Below are 22620 nucleotides of genomic sequence, written 5' to 3'. Positions count from 1 at the left end.
GCTTGAGTGTCCATTTCGGTTTACAGTATTTTTGTAAGCAAAGCCAACAGTTGTTGCGACACCCCGCGCACCCGAGGATCCGACCATTCAGACCGTGACCCTGACGCTCTATCGCTTCGGCCCGATCCGGGACCGCGTCTGGGCGTTTGCGCAGATGGGGATCGCACGCCCGTCGATGGCCCGCCTGCCCGGCTGTGCCTTCTGGAAGTTGATGGGTTCCGGCAGCGGCGAGGGTTTCACCCCCGTCCCGAATACCGCCGTCTATGCCATTCTGTGCGTCTGGCCTGATGCCGACGCCGCGCGCACAGGCCTGCGTGCGCGTGTCTTTCAACGCTATGCCGACCGCGCCGAAGAGGTCTGCCAGATGTCGCTGCGCCCGACTTCGGCGCGTGGCGCATGGAGCGGTCGCGCGCCCTTCGCCGCAGCAGGCCCGCCCGCCCCGAACGGGCCTCTGGCTGCATTGACACGTGCCTCTGTCAGACCGGGCAGGATGCTGCGCTTCTGGCGGCGGGTTCCCGACATCAGCGCGCGCATCGGTGACAACCCGGACGTCCGCCTGAAGATCGGTGTGGGCGAGGTGCCGTTCCTGCATCAGGTAACCTTTTCGATCTGGCCCGATGCCGACGCCATGGCGCGGTTCGCCCGCACCTCGGGGCCCCATGCCGCGGCCATCCGGGCGGTGCGCGATGGCGATTGGTTCGCCGAAGAACTCTACGCCCGCTTCCACGTGACCGACGCCACGGGCACATGGCAGGGGCGGCCCATCACCGAGGTACTTGCATGACCGCTTTCCCCTTCACCGCCATCGTCGGACAGGACGAGATGAAGACCGCGATGATCCTGACGGCGGTGGATCCCGGCCTTGGCGGGGTGCTGGTGTTCGGCGACCGGGGAACCGGAAAATCGACGGCCGTGCGCGCCCTGTCCGGGTTGTTGCCACCGCTGGATATGGTCGCGGACTGTCCGGTCAATTCGGCGCATCCCGACGACGTACCCGACTGGGCCCGCACGGGGACCGAGATGGTCAGCCGCCCCACCCCCGTCGTCGACCTGCCCCTTGGCGTGACAGAAGACCGGGTGACGGGCGCGCTCGACATCGAACGGGCCCTGTCGCGCGGCGAAAAGGCGTTCGAACCGGGTCTGCTGGCGCGGGCGAACCGCGGATATCTCTATATCGACGAAATCAACCTGTTGGAGGATCACATCGTCGACCTGCTGCTGGATGTCGCCCAGTCGGGCGAAAACGTGGTGGAGCGGGAGGGCCTGTCGATCCGTCATCCCGCACGCTTCGTCCTCGTGGGATCCGGCAACCCCGAGGAAGGGGAGCTGCGCCCACAGCTTCTGGACCGTTTCGGCCTGTCGGTCGAGGTCCGGTCCCCGACCACGATCGAGGACCGGGTCGCCGTGGTGAAGCGCCGGGATGCCTTCGATCGGGACCGCACGGGCTTTGCCGCCGAATGGGCGGGCGCGGAGATCACGTTGCGCAACCGGATCGTCACGGCGCGCGGGGCCCTGCCGGACGTCGTGGCGGGCGACGACATCCTGCACGATTGCGCCGCCCTGTGCATCGCGCTCGGCTCTGACGGGTTGCGCGGGGAGTTGACGTTGCTGCGCGCGGCGCGGGCGCTTGCGGCCTTTGACGGTGGTGGATCGGCGACGCGCGACCACCTGCGCCGCATCGCGCCGCTGGCCCTGCGCCACCGCCTGCGCCGCGACCCCCTGGACGACGCGGGCAGCACCGCACGCGTCACCCGCACGGTGGAGGAGGTGCTGGCGTGACCGATCGCGGGGCCCTCGCAGCCCGCGCGGCGGCATGTCTGGCCGCCGACCCTTTCGGACTTGGCGGGCTTCACCTTCGGGCACGGGCCGGGGACGCGCGGGATGCGTATCTCGGGTTGCTGCCCGACCCGATCCGAACCGCCGCACGCCTGCACCCCGACATTCCCGATGCCGACCTGCTGGGCGGGCTGGACCTGACGGAAACACTCGCCTCCGGGCGGCGCGTGACACGCGCGGGCCTGCTGACGCGGCACGACATGCTGATCCTGCCGATGGCGGAACGAACACCCCCCGGCCTTGCCGCCCGGCTGTGTCAATCACTTGACGCTGGTCGCCATTGCCTGATCGCACTGGATGAGGGCGCCGAACCGGACGAGGTGCCGCCCCCGGCCCTTGTGGATCGGCTTGGCCTGTTCGTGGACCTGACCGGCCTGCGCGCGGGCGACCTTGGACCCTGCACCCCGTTCGAAACCGCCCCTTCGGTGACAGAGGGCGACGCCCTGATCCGGCTGGTCGCGACCTCTGTCGCGCTTGGCGTGCATTCCCTGCGCCGCCCAACGCTGGCCCTCTGCGCCGCGCGCGCGTCCGCCGCGATCGACCGGCGCGACAGCCTGATCGAGGCGGATCTCGCCTTCGCCGTGCAGGCCTGCCTTGCACCGCATGCGACGCAGCTTCCACCGGAAGAGGCGCCCGAGAAGGCCGAGGAGGAGACCGCCGCGGACAGCACTGCGGATGCCCCGGCGGAGGATACGACAAACGCACCCGAAGACATCCCTGCTGGCGATGTTCTGCTTGAGGCTGCCCTTGCAAGCCTTCCCCCACACCTGTTGGCGGATCTGGCGGCTGGCACGGTGCCACGCGCCACGGGCACGGGCGCCGGTGCGGCCCGCAAGGGGAACCGGCGCGGACGCCCCCTTGCGCCGCGCGCCGGACGCCCGGACGGGCGGGCACGGATCGACCTTGTCGCGACCCTGCGCGCGGCCGCCCCCTGGCAGCGTCTGCGCGGTGGCGGGCCCGGCCAGGCGGTTCAGGTCCGTGCCGCCGACATCCGCCTGAAACGCTACGAGACACGTTCCGACCGGCTGATCATCTTTGCTGTCGATGCCTCCGGCTCGGCCGCGTTTGGCCGTCTGGGCGAGGTGAAGGGCGCCGTCGAGTTGTTGCTGGCCGAGGCCTATGCGCGGCGCGATCACGTGGCCCTGATCTCGTTCAGGGGGGACACGGCGGACCTTCTGCTGCCCCCGACGCGCAGCCTTCTGCGCACGAAGAAGGAACTGTCCGGCCTGCCCGGTGGGGGCGGAACCCCCCTTGCCGCCGGACTGCGCGAGGCGGCCATCCTCGCGACGCAGGCACGCGGACGCGGGATGGACCCGGCCATCGTCGTTCTGACCGACGGGCGACCGAACATCGCCCTGTCGGGTGCCGCATCCCGGCCCGAGGCCATGCAGGATGCGGTCGCAATGGCGCGCACCCTGCGGGCCGAGGGGATTGCCGCGCTGCTGATCGACGCGGGAAACCGACCGACAGCCGCGCTGGCCGATCTGGCCGCGCAGATGGGCGCACGATGCCTGCCCCTGCCGCGTGCCGATGCCCACGGCCTGAGCCGCGCCGTGGCGGCGGCCTTGTGATGCGCCCGCCCCCGCCCGCGGATTGGCCCTTTGCCGAACATAGCCGCATCGTCGCGTGCGCCCCCCACCGCTGGCACGTGCAGCAGTTCGGGACCGGGCCGGATGTCGTGTTGCTGCACGGTGCGGGGGCGGCAACCCATTCGTGGCGCGGGTTGGCCCCCCTTCTGGCGCCGCATGTCCGGCTGACCCTGCTGGACCTGCCCGGCCACGGCTTTACCCAAGTCGGCAGTCGCAACCGTTTCGGGCTGGCGGAAACATCGGCAGACATCACCTCTCTGCTGTCGTCGCTCGGCGTCGTGCCGAAGGCGATCATCGGTCATTCCGCCGGGGCCGCGATTGCCCTGCGCCTGTCGCTTGACGCGGGGCGGATCCTTCCCGTGGTGTCGATCAACGGGGCGTTCCAGATGTTCGGAGGCATCGCGGGCGTGGTGTTCCCCCTGATGGCCAAGGCGCTTGCCATCAATCCGCTGACCGTGCCGCTGTTTACCGCCGGCGCCAGCCGGGCGCGCACCCGTCGCATGCTGGATGGAACCGGCAGCGTGCTGGATGACCATGGCATCGACCTGTATCATCGCCTGATCAGCGACAGGGATCATGTCTCGGGCGCGCTGTCGATGATGGCGCAATGGTCGCTGGACCGGCTGGTTCGCGACGCCGCGCATCTCGACGCGCCCGTCCTTCTGCTGGCGGGCGACCGGGACCGGACCGTACCCCCGAAGATCAGCCGCGAGATGGCCGCGCGGCTGACGCATGGCACGTTGATCCATGAAACGGATCTGGGCCACCTGATGCACGAGGAGGCGCCGCAGATCGTAGCGGAGCGGTGCCTTTCGTTCCTGTCGATCCAAGGGGCCGACCCCGCCTGACGGCGCCGACCCGCGCGCCGCCCCCCGGGCATGAAAAAAGGGCCCCGCGTTTCCGCGAGGCCCCCGAAACCGTCTGCGCCGGATCAGCTTTCGGCGTCAGCGAACTGGGCGAGGAAGGCATAGAGGTTCAGCGCATCCTCTTCCTTGCGCACCTTGTAGGACATCTTGCCCCGGCCGCTGTCGCCCGTCACCTCCTGCAGGTGGCCGGTCGGGTCCATCACGTATGCGACGAAATTCGCCTCGTCGTAGATGGTGCCCATTTCCCCGGCGGCGAGCATGATGTCCGAGTACCGGAAATCCTCGACCGCGCCATAGCTGCGTCCGACCACACCATAGAGGTTCGGTCCGGTCTTGGCGGCACGACCGGCAAGCACTTCCCCGTCACCATCCTGAACCACATGGCAGGACTGGCACTGACGGAAGGCACGTTCGCCACCGGCGGCGTCGCCGGTCGGGGCAAGCGCCGGGTCAAGATGCGCATCGGCAAATGCGGGGCCGGCGATGGTCATGGCGGCGATGATGGTCAGTCTGCGAAGCATTTTGTTCTCTCTCCCGTGGAAAACTCTGTGTGGGATGTAGATCGCCGGCCATCCCTGTCCAACGATCCGTGCCGAAAACTGTCAGGCCGTCTGACGCGCGATGGCGCATTGTTTCCACAGTGTCTTGAGGGCCAGCACCAGGTGCTCGATATCCTCGTCGCTGTGGCGCGGGCCCGGTGTGAACCGCAGGCGTTCCGTCCCCTTGGGCACCGTCGGATAGTTGATCGGCTGCACGTAGATCCCGAACATGTCCATCAGGTAATCCGACAGCATGCGCGTCTTGACCGGATCCTTGATCATCACGGGGATGATATGGCTCGGGTTGTCGAGATGGGGGATCCCTTCGGCATCGAGGCGGGCGCGCAGGCGGGCCACCTGCCGGGCCTGTTCGTCGCGTTCCACCTGACTGTCCTTGAGGTGACGGATCGAAGCGGTGGCCGCGGCGGCGACGGACGGCGGCAGGGCAGTCGTGAAGATGAAGCCCGACGCGAAGCTGCGGATGAAGTCGCACAGCGCGGCCGATCCGGTGATGTAGCCACCGAACACGCCGAATGCCTTGCCAAGGGTGCCTTCGATCAGGGTGATGCGATCCATCAGCCCCTCGCGCTCGGCGACGCCGCCACCCCGCGGGCCGTACATGCCGACGGCGTGCACCTCGTCCAGATAGGTCATGGCGCCGAACGCCTCGGCGACCTCGACGATCTCGCGGATCGGGGCAATGTCGCCGTCCATGGAATAGACGCTCTCGAAAGCCACGATCTTGGTCGCATTGGCCGGGGCCGCCGCCAGCTTGGCGGCAAGGTCGGCGGGGTCGTTGTGTTTCCAGATGACCTTCTGTGCGCGGGAATGGCGGATACCCTCGATCATCGAGGCGTGATTGAGGCTGTCCGAGAAGATGATCGCGTTCGGCAGGCGCGATCCCAGGGTCGACAGCGCCGCCCAGTTCGACACATAGCCGGAGGTGAACAGAAGCGCCGATTCCTTGCCATGCAGGTCGGCCAGCTCGGCCTCCAGCTCCAGGTGGTGGTGGTTGGTGCCGCTGATGTTGCGGGTGCCACCCGCGCCGGTGCCGCATTCGCGGGCCGTCTGCGCCATCGCCTCGACCACGTCGGGGTGCTGACCCATGCCGAGGTAGTCGTTGGAGCACCAGACGGTGACGTCGCGCACTTCGCCTTCGTGGTGGTTCTTGGCGCGCGGGTGCTGACCGCATTCGCGGGTCAGGTCGGCGAAGTAGCGATAGTTCCCTTCCGCTTTCAGATCGTCGAGTTGTCTCTCGAACAGCTTATCGAATGGCATCGGGCGCCTCCTCCAGAAGTCTTTCGTTCGCGGGCAGCATCCACCGCCACAGTTTCTCGTCTGGCAGGCGCACGACCATGAACCAGTGTTCCAGCAAGGCCAGCGCGGTCAGCGCGGCCAGCAGGGCAAAGCCCACCGCCTCGGGGGCGGTTTCGGCATATATGACCCGATCGACCCAGCAGGCGGTCGCAAAGGACAGAACCGTCACCGACGTCGGGAACAGCCAGTTGATCCGCGCCTCGCGGAAATGGCTGGGCAGGTGGCGCAGGGGTGACGGGATGAACTCCGTATTCACCTTGCGCACACCGAGGTAGAGGTTGAGCTTGGCGCTGATCCGCGCGGCCCAGAGGATCGCGAAGGTCCAGAGCGCAAAGCGATTCTCGGCCCCGTGGCTGGCAAGGGCAAGGCCGATCAGGGCGGCGGTCAGCGTGATCTCGTGATAGGCGACGGTACCCCAGGCGCGGATGAACCGCTCCCACTCGGGCACGCCGGCGCGGGCGCGCATCCGGTTGGGGCCGGTGATCACGCCGGTCAGGAACGCAAGCTCGATCCAGCCCCAGATGGCAAGCGCGGCGGCAAAGCCGAGGTAGGTCGCGCCCAGCCCCGCATCCGCCATCGACACCCAAGCCGCGATCACCCCGAAGGCCATCATCGGCATCATCGCGACCACGGCCCAGACATGGGCGCCCGCCCTGTCGGCCCGGCGCACGATCACAAGGATCGCCCCGGTGGAAAACCACCAGGCGAACAGGGCGACGAGGCCGGCAATCCAGGGCGAGGCGAACATCAGTAGGCGGGCTCCAACCGGGTCTGTTCAGGCACGACGTGTTTGTGCGCCGGAATCGTATAGAGCGACACGAACGCCAGCGCCGCACGCGCACGCGCGCCGGTCTGCGCCACGACGCGGGCAAGACCGGTCTTCTTCTCTGCCGCAGCCAGATCCGCGTTGGCCTTCTGCAGGCGCACCAGCGTCGGCATCCAGCGCGGATGGTCGATGTCCAGCGTGATCGGGAAGACCTGGCGGCTGATCTCGGAGGTCTTGCGGAACACTTCCTGCGCATACCAGTCGGGATCGACGCCAAGGGCCTTGTGGAACTCGGGCCGCTGATGGTCGCGCACGTACATCGTGCCGTAGACCGCCGTCAGGAAGAACTTGATCCACCAGACATTGCGCCCCTGCGTCAGCTTCGGGTCCGTCTTCATCAGCAGGGCAAAGGCCTCGCCGTGGCTGAACTCATCGTTGCACCATTCCCGGAACCACTTGAAAATCGGGTGAAAGCGATGCTCGGGGTGCTGCTCTAGGTGACGGAAGATGGTGATGTAGCGGGCGTAGCCGATCTTCTCCGACAGGTAGGTGGCGTAGTAGATGAACTTGGGCCGAAAGTAGGTGTATTTCTTCTTCTGCGTCAGAAACCCGAGGTTCACGGAAACGCCCGCCTCGCGCAGGGCGTCATTGATGAAACCGGCGTGCCGCGCCTCGTCCCGCGCCATCAGCTGGAACAGGGTCACGATATCCTCGTTCGACCCCCGGCGCTTCATCTCCTTGTAGAGGACACAGCCCGAGAATTCGGCGGTGCAGGACGACACGAGAAAGTCGATGAATTCCTTCTTGAGCGCGGGCTCCATCCCGTCCCAATCGACGGTGTCCCAATCCTCGTTCTTCTTGAAATGACCCTTGTTCGGGTCCGCCTTCATCTGGCCGATCAGGACGTCCCAATCGGCGCGCACGGGGGTGACGTCGATCGCATCCATCTCGTCAAAATCGGTGGTGTAGAAGCGCGGCGTCAGCAGGGTGTTTTGCATCGCCAGCGCGGTCGCGCCCTTGCTGTCCACGACGGTCTGGTTCTCGGCGGCCAGTGCCTCCTCGACGGTGCTGGCATCGGCGGAATGCTTGATATGGGCGTTCATGTCAGCACCTCTTCCGAGAAGGAAAATTCGCACAGCTCCATGAATTCCAGGTCACCCGTGGCGCGTGTCCACATCCGCTCCAACCCGCTGGCGCGCGTGATGATGGCCGTGCGGTCCTCGGACACGCATTCGCCGTAGGGGGCCATGATCTCGGCGCCAAGAACCTGAACACTGTCACCGGGGTGGATCACGGCGCCGTTGTTCAGACGGACATGCGCCGACAACTCCTCGAAGCGGTGTGACACCTCGACGGTGCAGGGCGCCTCTTCCCGCGTCCTCGTGAAAAATCCCATGGGTCGTTCCTCCCGGTTGGCAAAAGGCTGGGGTCCATCCAGCCGGTGATGTGTCGGCTGGGGTCTAGTCCAGCAATCTTGCGAAGGTTGCGGCGTTCTTGGCCCCGAAACCGATCAACTCGGCACGCCATCCGATTGCGTCGTCGCGCAGGGACAGCTGACCATTCTCGAACAGGATCAAACGCACCGGTGCCTGCGTGTCCTCTCCTCTTTTCTGGCGTTCAAACACCAGGACACGATGCACACCGGCGACGAAGCCGCCTTGTTCTGTGTCAAGGTTCACGATGACGGAGCCATTTTCATCCAGAACGCGGGCCGCGCCGGTGACACCATCCGCGTCGAGGATGATCGTCCGCTCCTTGGCGATCGCGACCTCTCCCTCGAGGGCGGGCATCGCCTCCAACGGACGATCGGTCAGACTGGCGTAGGCCGTGATCACGAGGGCACAGACCACCAGCACACCAACGGCACGCAGCAGCAGGACAGGCACCATTTCCTCGTCGCGGTTGGCAAGACGGGCTTCGGGGGTCATGGGCTCTACTCCGCTGGAACCGGCATTGCGCCGGCAGTGTCATGGGTGCTGTCCACCACGGTGACGCGGGGCATCGCCTCGGCGTCGGCCACGGCCTCGGCCAGAAGGCGCGCGACGGCGGCGGCGTCGGGAATGCAGCGCAGCGCGGGCTGTGTCCTGGCCATCCGCCAGGGGCGCAGATGCGGCCACAACAGAAGATAGGAAAACCGTGTCTCGCCCAGCGTGCGCAGGGCGATGGTGCCGGTTCCATCGGACCGCGTCACAAGATCGGCGGCACCGATCCAGTTGAAGGGGAACTGCAACGTCATGGTCAGGGCCGCCCCGATCCGCAGGATCACGCGGCGGTTGGTGATCGTGTAGACGGCCGTCTTCGCCTGGATCCAGGCGGTCAGGGCCAGAAGGCTGCAGGCCACTGCGCCCAGCACGAGGTAGAAGGAGGACGCGGCCATGGCCTGCAGGACGGACATCTCGGCACCGGCCACGATCGCTCGCCACCCGAACAGCGCGATGAAATATCCGGCGACCCATTTCACCTTGAGCGAGTCGACAGCCAGCGCGCGCCAGTCCGGCGCCCCCTGCCACAGGATATGCTCTCCGGCGGGCAGCATCTGCGGCAGCCCCCGGATCGGTTCATTGTCGAAATCGTCATGTGACATCGGCCGGTCCCCCCTCGGTTCGGTTCAGAGCTGCGGATCTTGCCGGTCGTGGCTGGCATAGAGCTTGCCGCCCCCGACGAAGCCGCTGATCTTGTCTTCTTCCAGCAGGGTGACCTGCGTGGGTGACTTGGTTGCCGGGATCTGGGCGAAATGCGCCGCGTGCAGGGCCTTCACCTCGACGTGGTCGGCGTGGATACGGCAGAAGGTCATCGGAACGATGCGCTTGCCCGCGCCCTCCACGTCGACCTCCAGATAGCGGACCAACTGCTCGGGCACGTCCAGCCACATGTCGGTGACGGTGGCGGCGACTTCGCCGTCATCGCCAATCACGGGCATACCGCGCGGGTCGCGTCCGGCGCTGATGCGAAAGCTGTCGACCGACGCCATGGGGGCCAGCTTGGGGTGCCCGTGGCCGTCAAGCTCGGGGACGTCGCGGCGCGGCGCCCAGGAGGCCGGGCCGACACCGTCCAGCATCGGGTTGCCGGTCGGCTCGAACGGGAACCCCTCGGAAACGGCCGTCTTGCGCATCGCGACATCGCGCTGCTCGGGCTGCTTGGTGGGCTGGACGACTTCGCCACGACCATGCGGCAGGATGAAGGTCTTGGCCGACGGCAGCGGGAACGGCCCCTGGTTCGGGGCCAGCGTGCCATCGTCGTTCTCGAGCGGATAGCCTTCGCGCATGTTCTCGGTTTGAAGATAGTAGATCAGCAGGGCGAAGAAGCCCCAGAACAGCCAGATCGCCAGGCTGGCCAGGTCGAAGTTTGCAAAAAAGGCGTCCACCATGGGGGTGTCCTCCGGGTAGAGTTCAGGTTGGGAAGTCGGCCAGTCCGATCCTGGCCTCCTTCGGGTCTGGTCTGTTGCGGTGTCTGTCGGTGCGGCTGACGAGGGGGCCGAGCGCCACGAGCGTCAGGAAGAGAAGTCCGATTTCGGTGTGATAGACGACCGAATAGCCCGTCGCCGGCGAGGCGAGCGCCTCACCCAAGGTGCAGCTGGTCGCCAAGGCGTTCACGCTGTCGCGCAAGCCCCCGCCCAGTGCGGTCGACAGGCCCTGTGCGGTGGCCTGCGCCGCGCCCCATGCACCAAGGGCCAGGCCGCGCCCGGCAAGACCGGTGGGCAATGTCATTGCCGTGGTCAGGGTGGCGACGGCGAACAGCCCGCCGCCAAAGCCGATGCCGACGGCCCCGGCAAAGAACAACGCGGATGACCCGAGGGGCGAGGCGAAGATCACCGCCGAAAAGGCCGCCACCCCGGCCAGAACGCCCCGCGCCGCCATGCGCGTCGGGTTCATCCCGGCCGACAACCACCGCGCGGCCAGACCGAAGGCCACCAGCGCGCCCACCGCCCAGGAGGCCGTGAGCAGCGTGGTGGCCGACACGGACAGACCCAGGATCTCTCCGCCGTAAGGTTCCAGCAGGACGTCCTGCATGTTGAACGCCATCGTGCCAAGGAAGACCGCCAGTAGCAGGCGCCCCGCCGTGCCGCCCTGCCCCAGGTCGGCCCAGGCATCGCGAAACTGCGGCGCGGGGGCGGCGCGCTCTGCCCGGGTCGTCGGGCGCATGGATTCCTGCTTCCATAGGGCCACGACATTCAGGATCAGGGTCATCACGGCGGTGCCCTGCACCACCTGGATCAGAACGACCGGGTCGAAGTCGCGCAACAGCCAGCCGATCAACAGCGCGCTGACCAGCATGCCCGCAAGGAAGGCCACGTAAAGGAGGGCCACAACGCGCGGCCGCGTTTCATCGTCCGCACGGTCGGCGGCGAGCGCCAGGCCCGCCGTCTGCGTCATGTGCATCCCGAGGCCCGTCATCAGGAACGCCACGGCAGCCGCCGCCTCTCCGGCGAACGGCGGGATCGCCATCTGGTCGTAGCCCCCGAGGATCAGCAGGGCGAAGGGCATGATCGCCAGCCCCCCGAACTGCCACAGGGTGCCGAACCACAGGTAGGGGATGCGCTTCCAGCCGATCGCGCTGCGATAGGTGTCGGATCTGAAGCCCAGCAGCGCCCGGAACGGCGCCACCAGAACCGGCAGGGCGATCATCGCCGCCACGAGGAAGGCCGACAGGCCCAGTTCCACGATCATCACGCGGTTGAGCGTGCCCAGCAACATCACCGCGGCCATGCCGACTGACACCTGGAACAGCGACAGGCGCAGCAATTGGCCCAGCGGCAGGCCCGTGCTGCCCGCGTCCGAAAACGGCAGCGCGTTCAGCGCGAACTGCTTGAGGACGCTCGGGGCACTCATGGGCGCAACTCCATGCAGGTGGAGATGTAGAAACCGGATGTCACACGCTGCACCTCGCGCAGGTTTCCGGCGACCGCGCGCGACAGGCGGGCCGTATCCTGCGGCACCATCACGGGGGACCGGTCGGCGCGGGGGAACAGCTTGCCCATCCCGAAGAACGCCATCAGGAACGGCGTGCGCGGCGCCACGGTAAAGACCACCTGCGCGCTGCGACGCGACAGGATGTCCAGCTTTTCGGCCAGGTCGGGCGTGCGGTAGTAGATCATCGAGTCCTGTGCGACGACCGCGTCGAACGTGCCCAGATCGGTGGCGAACATGTCCCCCGCCATCAGGGTCACGCGGGGGCGCAAGTCCTCAAGCAGACGCCGCGCGGCGATTTCCAGCAGCGCAGGCGAGATATCGACCCCCACCACGTCCGCCCCGCGTGCCGCCAGTTCCGTCACCATCTGTCCGGCGCCACAACCCGCATCGAGGATCCGCGCACCGGACAGATCGCCCGGCAGGCAATCCAGCATCGTGGCGCGCATCCGGTCCCGGCCCGCGCGCACCGTCGCGCGCACGCCCGACACGGGCGCGTCGGAGGTCAGACGCTCCCACACCTGGGTGGCGGAGCGGTCGAAGTAGTGTTCGACACGGGTCAGGGTGGCGGAATAGGTCATGTCAGTCGAAACCCAGCAATTCGAAGATTTCGCGGTCGGGCAGGCTTTCGGGGGCCTTTCCCTCGGTCCCGTCCCAGAGCAGCTTGGCCAGCCGCACGTATTCGGCGCGACAGCGGACGATGTCCTCCTCGTCGGGCATCTCGAACAGGGTCTTCTTCTTGAGGCGCGAGCGGCGGATGGCATCGACGTCGGGCATATGCGCGATCCGGTCGAAACCTACCGTGCGGCAGTAGCGGTCGACCTCGTCGGTGTCCCTCGACCGGTTCGCGACGCATCCCGCCAGCCGCACCTTGTAGTTCTTCGACTTGGCCTGCACAGCGGCGATGATCCGGTTCATCGCATAGATGCTGTCGAAATCATTGGCCGTCACGATCAGGGCACGGTCGGCATGTTGCAGGGGGGCGGCGAACCCGCCGCAGACCACATCACCCAGCACGTCGAAAATCACGACATCCGTGTCCTCCAGCATGTGATGCTGTTTCAACAGCTTGACCGTCTGGCCGACCACATATCCACCACAACCGGTGCCGGCGGGCGGTCCGCCCGCCTCGACGCATTGCACACCGCCATAGCCGACGGCGACGAAGTCTTCGGGGCGCAACTCCTCGGCATGGAAGTCCACGTCCTTGAGCACGTCGATCACCGTGTTCTGCAACCGACCCGTCAGGGTGAAGGTGCTGTCGTGCTTGGGATCACATCCGATCTGCAGCACGCGCTTGCCCAGCTTGGTAAAGGCCGCCGACAGGTTCGACGAGGTCGTCGACTTGCCGATCCCGCCCTTGCCATAGACCGAAAAGACCTTGGCCCCCTCGATCCTGGCACCCTCGTCCTGGTGCACCTGAACGGAGCCTTCGCCGTCCTGTCCGAGGTTCGGAATGGTATCCTTGGGCATCTCGTCTCTCTCCTATTCCGCGGCCACGGTGATGCCTTCGAGCCGGTCTTCCAGCTCGTCGGCGGCGTCCTGCAACGCGGCGAGGGTGTCTGCGTCCGGCTGCCAGAAATCGCGGTCCCCGGCCTCCAGCAATCTATTGGCCATGCGGGCGCTGGCCTTGGGGTTCAGGTCCGCCAGACGGCGGCGCATGGCGTCGTCCAGCACGAAGGTTTCCGACAGGCGCTGATAGACCCAAGGCTCCACAGCGCCGGTCGTCGCCGACCAGCCCAGCGTGTTGGTCACCTGGCTTTCGATCATGGCCACGCCTTCGGATCCGTGCTTGAGCAGCCCCTCGAACCAGCGCGGGTTCAGGCTGCGCGAGCGTGTTTCCAGCGCGACCTGATCGGCCAGCGTGCGCACCTTGGCGGCGCCCGTCGTCTGGTCGCCGATGTAGACGGGCGCCTCGGTCCCCCTTGCGCGTTTCACCGCGCGGGAAATCCCGCCCAGCGTGTCGAAGTAGTGGTCCACCGTGGTCACGCCCAGTTCGACGGATTCGAGGTTCTGATAGGCAAGGTCGACGTCGCCCAGCGCGGCGTGCAGCAACGCCCCCTGTGACGATGCCTTGCCATCGCGCCCATAGGCGAAGCCCTTGCGCGCCTCATAGGCATCGGCCAGTTCGCCTTCGTCGTCCCAGGCGCCGCTATCCACGAGCTGATTGACGTTGGAGCCATAGGCCCCTTCTGCGTTGGAAAACACGCGCAGGGCCGCCGTCTCCAGATCGCAGCCCATCCGCGCGGCATAGTCGAGCGCATGGGCGCGGACGAAGTTCTGCTCCACCGGCTCCTCCGCGCTGGCGGCCAGCCACGCGGCCTCGGCCAGAAGGCGCGTCTGAAGCGGCAGCAGGTCGCGGAAGATGCCGGACAAGGTCATCACGACATCGATGCGCGGACGGCCCAGTTCGGCCAGCGGGATCAGCTCTGCCCCCGCGAGGCGCCCGTAATGATCGAACCGGGGCCGTGCGCCCAGCAGGGCAAGCGCCTGACCGATGGGAACGCCGTCGGACTTGATGTTGTCGGACCCCCACAGGACCAGCGCGACGGAATGGGGCAGCGTCGCGTGGGTCGCGATCAGCAGGTCGGCCTGTGCCGCGCCATCGCGCAGGGCATAGGCGGTCGGCATACGGAAGGGGTCGAACGCGTGGATGTTGCGCCCGGCGGGCAGCACCTCGGGCGAGCGGATCAGGTCACCACCCGGCACCGGCGCGATGAACCGCCCCGACAGCGCCCGCATCAACCCGTCGAGTTCGGCGGAGGAGCGCAGCGCCACTTCGGCCGCGCCGCGCGTGTCATCGGGCAGATGGCCAAGGTAGGCCGCAACCTGCGCATCGGTCAGGTCACGCCCGACCACGTGCAGGCCTTCGGGGATCAGCGCGGCCTCCGTCTCCAGCAGCGTCAGCCACAGGGCATCCGGGTCGGTGCCATCCATGTCCACCGCTGCCGCCTGATCCGCGATCAGGGACGCCAGGTCGTCGGACCGGTCTCCCCCGCGCCAGCGTGTCACGCTGTCCTTGAGCGCAACCAGACCCTTGTAGAGACCGGACGCCAGCAGGCGCGGCGTCACATGCGTCACAGTCACCGCGTTGGCGCGGCGCTTGGCCAGCGACGCTTCCGACGGGTTGTTGGACGCATAAAGGTAGACGTTGGGCAGATCGCCGATCAGGCGGTCGGGCCAATCGCTGGCCCCCAGACCCGCCTGCCGGCCCGGCATGAACTCCAACGATCCGTGCATCCCGAAGTGGAGCACCGCATCGGCGCCGAAATCGTGGCGCAGCCAGCGATAGAAGGCACCCATCGCGTGGGTCGGGGCAAAACCCTTCTCGAACATCAGGCGCATCGGATCGCCCTCGTACCCGAAGGGCGGCTGCAACCCGACGAAGACATTGCCAAGCTGCGCGCCCAGAACGAAGACGCCGCTGCCGTCCGACAGGGACCGTCCGGGCGCGGGGCCCCATGCGGCCTCCGTCTCGGCCAGATACGGGTCTTCGGCCACAAGGCGATCGGCGCTGATATGGGCGGCGACATTGGCATCCTGCCCGTAGGTCGCAGCGTTTCCGGCCAGAACGACCTCCCGCAGGGCCTCCACCGTTTCAGGCACCTCGACGGAATGCCCATCGGCACGCAGCCGCAGCAGGGTGTTGTGCAGGCTTTCGAAGACCGAGAGATAGGCGGCGGTCCCGGCTGATCCGGTATTGGGCGGAAAGTTGAACAGCACGATCGCGATCTTGCGATCACGGGCCTGCGACCGACGCAGGCGGGCCAGCCGCGACACGCGGGCGACCAGCGCGCCGACACGTTCGACGCAAGGGGCCATCTGGCGGCTGTCGCTGCCGGGACAGGCCTTGGCGCAACCGCTGCAGCCCTGCGCGCCGTGGCGCCCGGCAAAGACGGTCGGCGTCGTGGCGCCGTCGATTTCCGGCAGGGCGATCAGCATCGTCGTCTCGACCGGCCCGAGGCCATGGCCGGACGCGCCCCATTGGCCCAGCGTCTGGAATTCCAGCGGATGCGCGGCGACGTAGGGCACATCCAGCGCCGTCAGGGCCGCGACCGCCGCCGGGCTGTCGTTGTAGGCGGGCCCCCCCACGAGGGAGAAACCCGACAGGCTGACCAACGCATCTATGCGCCCATCAGCGAAATAGGCGTCGATGGCCGGTCGCATGTCTAGGCCACCGGCGAAGGCCGGCAGAACGCGAATGCCCTGCGCCTCGAAGGTGCGGATGACGTGGTCGTAATGCGCCGTATCGCGGGCCAGCACGTAGGACCGCATCAACAGAAGACCGACGGTCGCCTTGGCGTCCCCCGGCAGCGGCGGCAGGTCCGTAGCCTCTGTCACGATCCCCGTATCCGGGTGATAGAGCCCCACGTCCGGGTAATCGACCGGCGCCGCTGCTGACAGGTCGATGCCGGGCGCATAGCGACCCAGAAGGTGCCGCAGCAGCCCCTCGAAATTCTCGTCGGACCCGCCCAGCCAATACTGCATGCACAGGAACCACGCCCGAAGGTCCTGCGACTTGCCGGGGATGAAGCGCAAGAGCTTGGGCAGGCGGCGCAGCATCTTCATCTGCTTCTCGCCCGAGGAGGCACTGGGCGACTTCGACCCGCGCAACCGCTTGAGCAGTTCGACCGCAGCCGAAGACGGCTGCGCCATGTCCAATTCCCCCATCCGGGTCAGCTTGACGACCGCCGGGTCCGACACCATCCCGACCATCGCGTCGCAGTGATCGCGACGGGCGCGCAACGCGGGCAGGATGGCCTGAATGTGCTCATCGATGAACAGCAGGCCGCAGATCACGATATCTGCACGCCCCACCGCCGCGATGGCCGCATCCAGCGTGCCGGGCGTCTCGGCCCATTCGCCAGCCGCATGTACGCTGACCTCGATGTTCGGATACTCGGCCGCGATCGCCGGGACGACGCGCTGAACCGGTCCCGCCGACAACGGGTCGAGGGTGATGATCGTCACCCGGTAGGGTGCGACACCCGGGAGGGGACCATCACCGCGCATAATGCGCCTTGGCTTCGTAGAGGGTTTCGACACTGATCTCCGCGACACCGCGTTCGGCGGCGAAGATCTCGGTATTCCGGCGGGCCTTGCCGCGCACGAAGAACGGGATCTTGCGCAACTCCTTCTCTGCCGCGGGGCCCCAGACGATCTCCTCGACCGTCTTCTTCCCTTCGGGAATATCCCGAGGGTGCCTGGGCTGGACTTCGGCGCTCTCGGCAGGTGCATGGCCGCCGTGGTGGGACGGACCCGCCGCGTCGGAAAACTCGAAATCGTCCCGGAACATCGTCAGCAGATGCTCCTCCAACCCCATCACCAGCGGATGGACCCATGTATCGAAGAGCACGTTCGCCCCCTCCACGCCCATCTGCGGCGAATGGCGCGCAGGGAAATCCTGCACGTGGACGGGCGAGGAGATGACCGCGCAAGGGATGCCCAGCCGCTTGCCGATATGCCGCTCCATCTGGGTGCCGAGGATCATCTCGGGGGCGGCGTCGGCGATGGCGCGCTCCACCTCGAGGTAATCGTCGGTAATCAGCGCCTCGACACCCATCTCGCGCGCCAGCGCGCGAACGGGACGGGCAAATTCACGATTGTAGCAGCCAAGGCCCGCGACCTCGAACCCCATCTCGTCGCGCGCGACTTTCGCGGCGGCCATGGCATGGGTGGCGTCCCCGAAAATGAAGACGCGCTTGCCGGTCAGATAGGTGCTGTCGACCGAGGCGGCCCACCACGGCTGTCGCAACTCGGCGTCATCGAGGACCGGGGTGACCCCGGCAAGTGCGGCCACTTCGCCGACGAAGGCACGTGTGGCGTTGGCGCCGATCGGGATGGTCCCGGTGTAGGGTTGGCCATGCTCCCGCTCCAGCCAGCGGGCGGCGGCTTCGGCGTGTTCGGGGTAGAGGACGACGTTGAAATGCGCGGCCCCCAGCCGTTTCAGGTCGGACGGACGGCTGCCCATGGGGGCGACGACGTTGACCGCGATGCCCATCCCCTCCAACAGTTTCGTCACCTCAACCACGTCGTCGCGGTGGCGAAAGCCGAGGCCCGTCGGCCCGAGGATGTTGCAGCTGACCTCTGGTGTGCGGTCGCAGGGTTTGGCCAGCGCGCGGGCCAGTTGATAGAACGTCTCGTCGGTGCCGAAGTTTTCCTTGCGGCTGTAGCTGGGCAGCTCCAGCGCGATGACCGGCACCGGCAGGCCGAGCCTTTCGGCCAAGCCACCGGGGTCGTCCTGGATCAGTTCCGCCGTGCAGGAGGCGCCGACGATCAGGGCTTCGGGCTTGAAGCGTTCGTAGGCGGCGAGGCAGGCGTCCTTGAACAGGGTCGCGGTATCAGCGCCGAGGTCGCGGGCCTGGAACGTCGTATAGGTGACGGGTGGGCGGGCACCACGCCGTTCGATCATGGTGAACAGCAGGTCGGCATAGGTGTCACCCTGCGGCGCGTGCAGGACGTAGTGCAGCCCCTCCATCCCCGTGGCGACGCGCAGGGCGCCGACGTGCGGGGGGCCTTCGTATGTCCAGACGGTCAATTTCATGTCGCCACCTGCGCGGTCGCGACCCGCCGGGGCTCTGCCCCGGACCCCGGAGTATTTGAGCCAAGAAGAAGCAGGGCCTTGCGGCGGATGGGGCGCGCGAAGAGCGCGGCGAGATCGCCGGCCTGTTCGTAGAAATGCACAGGTGTGAAAACCAGTTCGATTGCCCACTTGGTCGTCAGCCCCTCGCGTTCCAACGGATTGGCGAGGCCGAGCCCGCAGACCGTGAGGTCGGGGCGGTCGGCGCGGACGCGGTCAAGTTGCAGGTCGACGTCCTGCCCTTCGGCGATGCGCGGCCCGGAGGGGAGGAGGGCCAGCTCCTCCTCCATGATCCGCGCGTGCAGGAAGGGGGTGCCGACCTCGATCGCCTCCATCCCGCATTCGCGGGTCAGGAAGCGGGCCAGCGGGACCTCCAGCTGGCTGTCGGGCATGAAGAAGACCGCTTTGCCGGACAGTGTTGTCGCGGCCGCGGCGATCGCCTTGCGGGCGCGGGCGCGGGGCGCTTCGGTCACGGCATCGAACAGGGCGACGGGCACGCCGAAGGCGTCGGCCACGGCACGCAGCCAGAGGGTCGTGCCCTCTTCGCCGAAGGGGAAGGGCGCCGCGATACGGGTGGCGCCGCGCTTGTCGAGTTCCGCGGATGTGTCGCCAAGGAAGGGCTGCAACAGGGCGTATTGCGTGTTCGGTCCGACGACGGGGTCGAGGTCGGCGCGGCGCCCGGGCAGGACGGTCACGTCATCGATGCCCATGGCCGAAAGCAGGCCACGGACCTGATCCTCGACCACATCGGGAAGCGCGCCGACCAGCAGCAGGTTCCGCGCCGTCGTCGTGGACAGTCCGGGCACCATCGCGGCGAGGCAGGCGTCTTCGCCTTGGGTGAAGGTCGTCTCGATTCCGGAGCCGGAATAGTTCAGCACGCGCACATGCGGCGCATGGTCGACCGACAGCCGCTCGGCGGCACGGGCGAGGTCCAGCTTGATGACTTCGGAGGGGCAGGAGCCGACGAGGAACAGCTGCCTGATGTCCGGGCGGCGCTCCAGCAGGCGCGCGACCTCGCGGTCCAGCTCCTCGTTGGCGTCCTTGAGCCCTGCGAGATCGCCCTCCTCGAGGATGGCGGTGCCGAAACGCGGTTCGGCGAAGATCATCACGCCCGCCGCCGATTGCAGAAGATGCGCACAGGTGCGCGAACCGACCACGAGGAAGAAGGCGTCCTGCATCTTGCGGTGCAGCCAGATGATGCCGGTCAGGCCGCAGAAGACCTCGTGCTGACCACGTTCGCGGATGACGGGGGCGGCCGAACAGCCGATGGGCGCCTGATCGTTCATGCGGGCGCCCCTTCGAGACGGGCCATCCGAAGTTTCCAGATGAACTGACCCGCGTTGACGACATAGGCGGCATAGGCCGCAAGGGCGCAGGCCATTTCGGCCCGCGGACCGAAGCCGCCATCGATCAGCATCCAGACATAGGCGAGATGCAGGGCGATGACGCCGAAACTGACGACATCCTCCCAGAAGAAGGCAGGCGCGAAGAGCCAGTGATCGAAGACGACCTTTTCCCAGATCGACCCGGTGACCATGATCGCCAACAGGACACAGGTCTTGACGATGATCGACAGGGTCGCGGCCTCGTAGCCGATGCCGGTGACCAGATAGCGGGACACGAGGGCAAGCGAGACGAGGAACACCAGAAACTGAAGCGGTGCGAGAACGCCCTGCACCAGCGTCCAGATGCTGGCATCCCGCCGCGCACGCTCTTCGGGCGTGTATAGCCGTGTACGGCGTCTGGTTCGGCTCGGCACATTCATTGCAACGACTCCCCCTCTGACAACAGTAACAGCGTATTGACGCCCATGTTGTCAACTTGAACTTACAGTATCCGGGGGATCCGGGTCGCCGAACAGGCGGAACCTGTGGGTATTTGTCGCGTCAGATTGACATATGAACCGTCAGCCTGTCTATTCACCCTGTCGCCCGACACCAGTTGCGAGGATTTGCCGGTGGGGACTGAAACGAAGATCATGATCCCCACCCCGCCGGAGGCGATGTCCGCCGCCGTGCTCGTGACGACCCTCAAACGGTTTGCCGGATTGGCGCGGCTGGCAGAGCACCCCGAAAGCATTGCGCGCGGTCTTGTCCCGCTGATCGAAGCGGCGTTTCTGCATGCCGACGACGCGCCCCGCCGGTGCCTGCTGTCGCAAGCGAAGGCAGACGCGCGGTTCGCGGACCTTCTGGTGACCGAGGTGTTCACGGATGTCGCCCGCAGCCTCGAAACCGGCTGGAACGATGACCACCTGTCATTCGTGGACGTCACGATCGCATCCACCCGCCTGCAGGATGCGATCCGCATCCTCAGCCGACCATGCCCACCTGCGCGGGATATCGCATCGCTGCTGATGATCGTCCCCCAGTGGGAGCAGCATGGACTGCCCGCGATATTCGCCACGGAAAAGCTGCGCCGCCTCGGGGCCCCGACGCGCCTTCTCAGCGGCCTGTCCACCCCCGAGATCATCCGCCTTGCAGCCCGGATCGCCCCCCATGCCGTCCTGATATCGACCAGCAGCTATCGGTCGGCGGCGCGGCTTCCTGAACTGGTCCGTTCCTTGCGCAAGGACATTCCGCAAACCTTTCCCATCATCGTCGGCGGCCCCGCGATGGTCGAGAACAGGACCCTTTGTGCACATTCCGGCGCCGATCTGGCCACAAGTGATCTGAATGAGGCGTTGCGTTTCTGTGATTTCCCCCTACGTGAAGTAACAGTTCCCGTCAGCGCGGCCGGGGTGTAATCGCCCATGAGCACATCGATGGGCAAAAAGAGGTGGCTATCATGAATACCCGGGAAAGCGATTTCTGGAACGAGCGTTCCGGGCCGCGGATTGCCCCGGAGTATTTCGGCGATATCGTCGCGACGGCCGCCGACCTGGCCATCGTCCTGTCCGAAGGCGGCACGGTCGTATCCGTCACGCGCAATCCGCTGAATTCCGCCCTCGGCCAGATGGACCATTGGGCCGGTCGCAAGATCACCGAATTTTTGGCACCCGACAGCATGCGCAAGGTCACACGTCTTCTGTCCGCCGTCACGAACGGCGAGGCGGATCACCCCGAGTCGATCGAAGTGAATCACATCGATGGCGCGGCGTGGGACTTTCCCATCCGCTACACGATGCACCTGACCGGGCGGGATGGTCGGGTGCTGATGCTTGGCCGTGATCTGCGCCCCTTGGCAGAGCTGCAACAACGCCTTGTCCGGGCACAGCTCGCGCTCGAGAAGGACTACGAAAGCCAGCGCGTCTTCGAGACGCGGTATCGCGTCCTGATCGAGGCGACGACCGACGCGGTTGCCCTGATCGATGTCACGTCCGGGCGCATCGTCGACCTGAACGACGCCGGGGCGCGCCGCCTTGGAGGCACGCATTCCACCCTCGTGAACGCGGCCTTCACGCAGGAGTTCGAGGGCCGCCGGCGCGCCGAGTTCATCGAGGAGCTGTGCGCCGCTGCGCAGAACGACACATCCCAGCCGCTGCGCGCATTGCTGCGGCGCAGCGCGGAGACGATCTGCCTTCACCCGACGCTTTTCCGCAATGCCGGAGAGCGCATGCTGCTGTGTCGCCTTTCCGGCGAGGGCGACGACCCGTTCCGGCAAGGCGGGTCCGATCCGCTTCTGGGCAAGATGTCGGACCTGTTCCATGGTGCGCGCGAAGCCATCGTCTTTACGAACGCCGACCACCAGATCACGCAGGCGAACGACGCCTTCCTGTCGATGATGGACGTCGATTCCCTTTCCATCCTGCGCGGACGGGCGATGGCGGACCTGCTGGCGCGGGGCAGCGTCGATTTGCGCTTCGTGACCGATGGCAACCAGATCGGCGCCTACGAGACGCGACTCATCACGCATTTCGGATCCCATCTGGCGATCGAGATGACGGCTACGCCCGTCGGAAGCGATGCCAACCGGATGGAATATGCCTTCGTCCTGAGAGAACAGGGCCGCAACGCGATCATGCGCGACGCAGAGGATGCAGGCGCATCCGGCCAGACGACCGGCATGGCGAATGCGACCGCACTGGTCGGCAGCGCGCCGCTGCGCGACATCGTGGCGTCGATGACCGATGTCGTTGAAAAGCAATGCATCGAGGCGGCCGTCGAGTTGACGAACAACAACCGCGTTGCAGCGGCCGAAATGCTGGGCCTGAGCCGGCAGAGCCTTTACGTGAAGCTGCGCAAATACGGCCTGTTGCAGCGGGACGAACCGTAAACCCCCTG

At 66.7% G+C, this 22620-nt stretch carries 21 protein-coding genes; 6 read left to right on the top strand and 15 right to left on the bottom strand.

Features of this window, described 5'->3' with window-relative positions:
• The first annotated feature begins 94 nt into the window (after positions 1-94).
• From crtA to bchO, 4 genes are read left to right on the top strand one after another with little or no spacing between them, the layout of a single operon-like run.
• Positions 95-784, top strand: a complete 690-nt coding sequence (gene crtA / locus V6N07_RS10210) for a spheroidene monooxygenase (protein ID WP_371156127.1) — start codon at positions 95-97, stop codon at positions 782-784.
• Positions 781-1779 carry a magnesium chelatase ATPase subunit I gene (gene bchI, locus V6N07_RS10205; RefSeq protein WP_371156125.1) on the top strand — a complete coding sequence of 333 codons (999 nt, stop codon included), beginning with the start codon at positions 781-783 and terminating at the stop codon, positions 1777-1779. The genes crtA and bchI overlap by 4 nt, the downstream gene beginning before the upstream one ends.
• A complete protein-coding gene (locus V6N07_RS10200; RefSeq protein ID WP_371156124.1) occupies positions 1776-3407 on the top strand; it encodes a magnesium chelatase subunit D in 1632 nt (543 codons plus the stop codon). The genes bchI and V6N07_RS10200 overlap by 4 nt, the downstream gene beginning before the upstream one ends.
• Complete coding sequence (gene bchO, locus V6N07_RS10195; RefSeq protein ID WP_371156122.1) at positions 3407-4273, top strand: alpha/beta fold hydrolase BchO; 867 nt, start codon at positions 3407-3409, stop codon at positions 4271-4273. The genes V6N07_RS10200 and bchO overlap by 1 nt, the downstream gene beginning before the upstream one ends.
• Positions 4274-4356: 83 nt before the next feature.
• Here bchO and V6N07_RS10190 read toward each other — a convergent pair whose 3' ends face one another.
• From V6N07_RS10190 to bchF, 15 genes are all read right to left on the bottom strand, one after another.
• Entirely contained in the window at positions 4357-4812 is a 456-nt protein-coding gene (locus tag V6N07_RS10190) for a cytochrome c family protein (protein WP_371156120.1), read from the bottom strand.
• An 81-nt stretch (positions 4813-4893) separates the two neighbouring features.
• On the bottom strand, positions 4894-6108 hold the full coding sequence (gene hemA, locus V6N07_RS10185; protein WP_371156118.1) for a 5-aminolevulinate synthase: 1215 nt from the start codon (positions 6106-6108) through the stop codon (positions 4894-4896).
• Positions 6095-6895: a putative photosynthetic complex assembly protein PuhE gene (gene puhE / locus V6N07_RS10180; protein WP_371156116.1), complete on the bottom strand. Its 801-nt coding sequence runs from the start codon at positions 6893-6895 to the stop codon at positions 6095-6097. Before puhE ends, hemA begins: the two co-directional genes overlap by 14 nt.
• A complete protein-coding gene (acsF, locus tag V6N07_RS10175) occupies positions 6895-8016 on the bottom strand; it encodes a magnesium-protoporphyrin IX monomethyl ester (oxidative) cyclase (RefSeq protein ID WP_371156114.1) in 1122 nt (373 codons plus the stop codon). Before acsF ends, puhE begins: the two co-directional genes overlap by 1 nt.
• Positions 8013-8309, bottom strand: coding sequence for a hypothetical protein (locus V6N07_RS10170; protein ID WP_371156113.1), 297 nt, complete (start codon positions 8307-8309; stop codon positions 8013-8015). The genes acsF and V6N07_RS10170 overlap by 4 nt, the downstream gene beginning before the upstream one ends.
• Positions 8310-8373: 64 nt before the next feature.
• Complete coding sequence (gene puhC / locus V6N07_RS10165; RefSeq protein WP_371156112.1) at positions 8374-8841, bottom strand: photosynthetic complex assembly protein PuhC; 468 nt, start codon at positions 8839-8841, stop codon at positions 8374-8376.
• A gap of 5 nt (positions 8842-8846) precedes the next feature.
• Positions 8847-9497 (bottom strand): photosynthetic complex putative assembly protein PuhB, encoded by a 651-nt coding sequence (gene puhB / locus V6N07_RS10160; RefSeq protein WP_371156110.1) that lies wholly within the window; start codon positions 9495-9497, stop codon positions 8847-8849.
• 24 nt (positions 9498-9521) lie between these two features.
• Positions 9522-10280, bottom strand: a complete 759-nt coding sequence (gene puhA / locus V6N07_RS10155; protein WP_371156108.1) for a photosynthetic reaction center subunit H — start codon at positions 10278-10280, stop codon at positions 9522-9524.
• 22 nt (positions 10281-10302) lie between these two features.
• Complete coding sequence (locus V6N07_RS10150) at positions 10303-11742, bottom strand: PucC family protein (RefSeq protein WP_371156106.1); 1440 nt, start codon at positions 11740-11742, stop codon at positions 10303-10305.
• Entirely contained in the window at positions 11739-12401 is a 663-nt protein-coding gene (gene bchM / locus V6N07_RS10145; RefSeq protein ID WP_371156105.1) for a magnesium protoporphyrin IX methyltransferase, read from the bottom strand. The genes V6N07_RS10150 and bchM overlap by 4 nt, the downstream gene beginning before the upstream one ends.
• Position 12402: 1 nt before the next feature.
• Positions 12403-13293, bottom strand: a complete 891-nt coding sequence (gene bchL / locus V6N07_RS10140; protein WP_371156103.1) for a ferredoxin:protochlorophyllide reductase (ATP-dependent) iron-sulfur ATP-binding protein — start codon at positions 13291-13293, stop codon at positions 12403-12405.
• 12 nt (positions 13294-13305) lie between these two features.
• Entirely contained in the window at positions 13306-16833 is a 3528-nt protein-coding gene (locus V6N07_RS10135) for a cobaltochelatase subunit CobN (protein ID WP_371156102.1), read from the bottom strand.
• A complete protein-coding gene (gene bchB / locus V6N07_RS10130) occupies positions 16823-18364 on the bottom strand; it encodes a ferredoxin:protochlorophyllide reductase (ATP-dependent) subunit B (RefSeq protein WP_371156099.1) in 1542 nt (513 codons plus the stop codon). The genes V6N07_RS10135 and bchB overlap by 11 nt, the downstream gene beginning before the upstream one ends.
• Complete coding sequence (locus V6N07_RS10125; RefSeq protein WP_371156098.1) at positions 18361-19686, bottom strand: ferredoxin:protochlorophyllide reductase (ATP-dependent) subunit N; 1326 nt, start codon at positions 19684-19686, stop codon at positions 18361-18363. Before V6N07_RS10125 ends, bchB begins: the two co-directional genes overlap by 4 nt.
• Positions 19683-20165: a 2-vinyl bacteriochlorophyllide hydratase gene (gene bchF / locus V6N07_RS10120; RefSeq protein WP_371156097.1), complete on the bottom strand. Its 483-nt coding sequence runs from the start codon at positions 20163-20165 to the stop codon at positions 19683-19685. The genes V6N07_RS10125 and bchF overlap by 4 nt, the downstream gene beginning before the upstream one ends.
• Before the next feature lie 213 nt (positions 20166-20378).
• Here bchF and V6N07_RS10115 point away from each other — a divergent pair, with 213 nt between their 5' ends.
• Together V6N07_RS10115 and ppsR are read left to right on the top strand one after the other, a co-directional pair.
• Positions 20379-21143 (top strand): B12-binding domain-containing protein, encoded by a 765-nt coding sequence (locus V6N07_RS10115; RefSeq protein WP_371156096.1) that lies wholly within the window; start codon positions 20379-20381, stop codon positions 21141-21143.
• 41 nt (positions 21144-21184) lie between these two features.
• The gene (ppsR, locus tag V6N07_RS10110) at positions 21185-22612 is read left to right on the top strand and encodes a transcriptional regulator PpsR (protein WP_371156095.1); all 1428 of its coding nucleotides are present in this window, start codon (positions 21185-21187) and stop codon (positions 22610-22612) included.
• The last annotated feature ends 8 nt before the right edge of the window (positions 22613-22620 follow it).

The sequence above is a fragment of the Jannaschia sp. 2305UL9-9 genome, assembly GCF_041403465.1.
In the GTDB taxonomy this organism is placed as follows: domain Bacteria; phylum Pseudomonadota; class Alphaproteobacteria; order Rhodobacterales; family Rhodobacteraceae; genus Jannaschia.
Note: the sequence above shows the minus strand (reverse complement) of the source record. Positions and strands in the feature narration are given on the sequence as shown.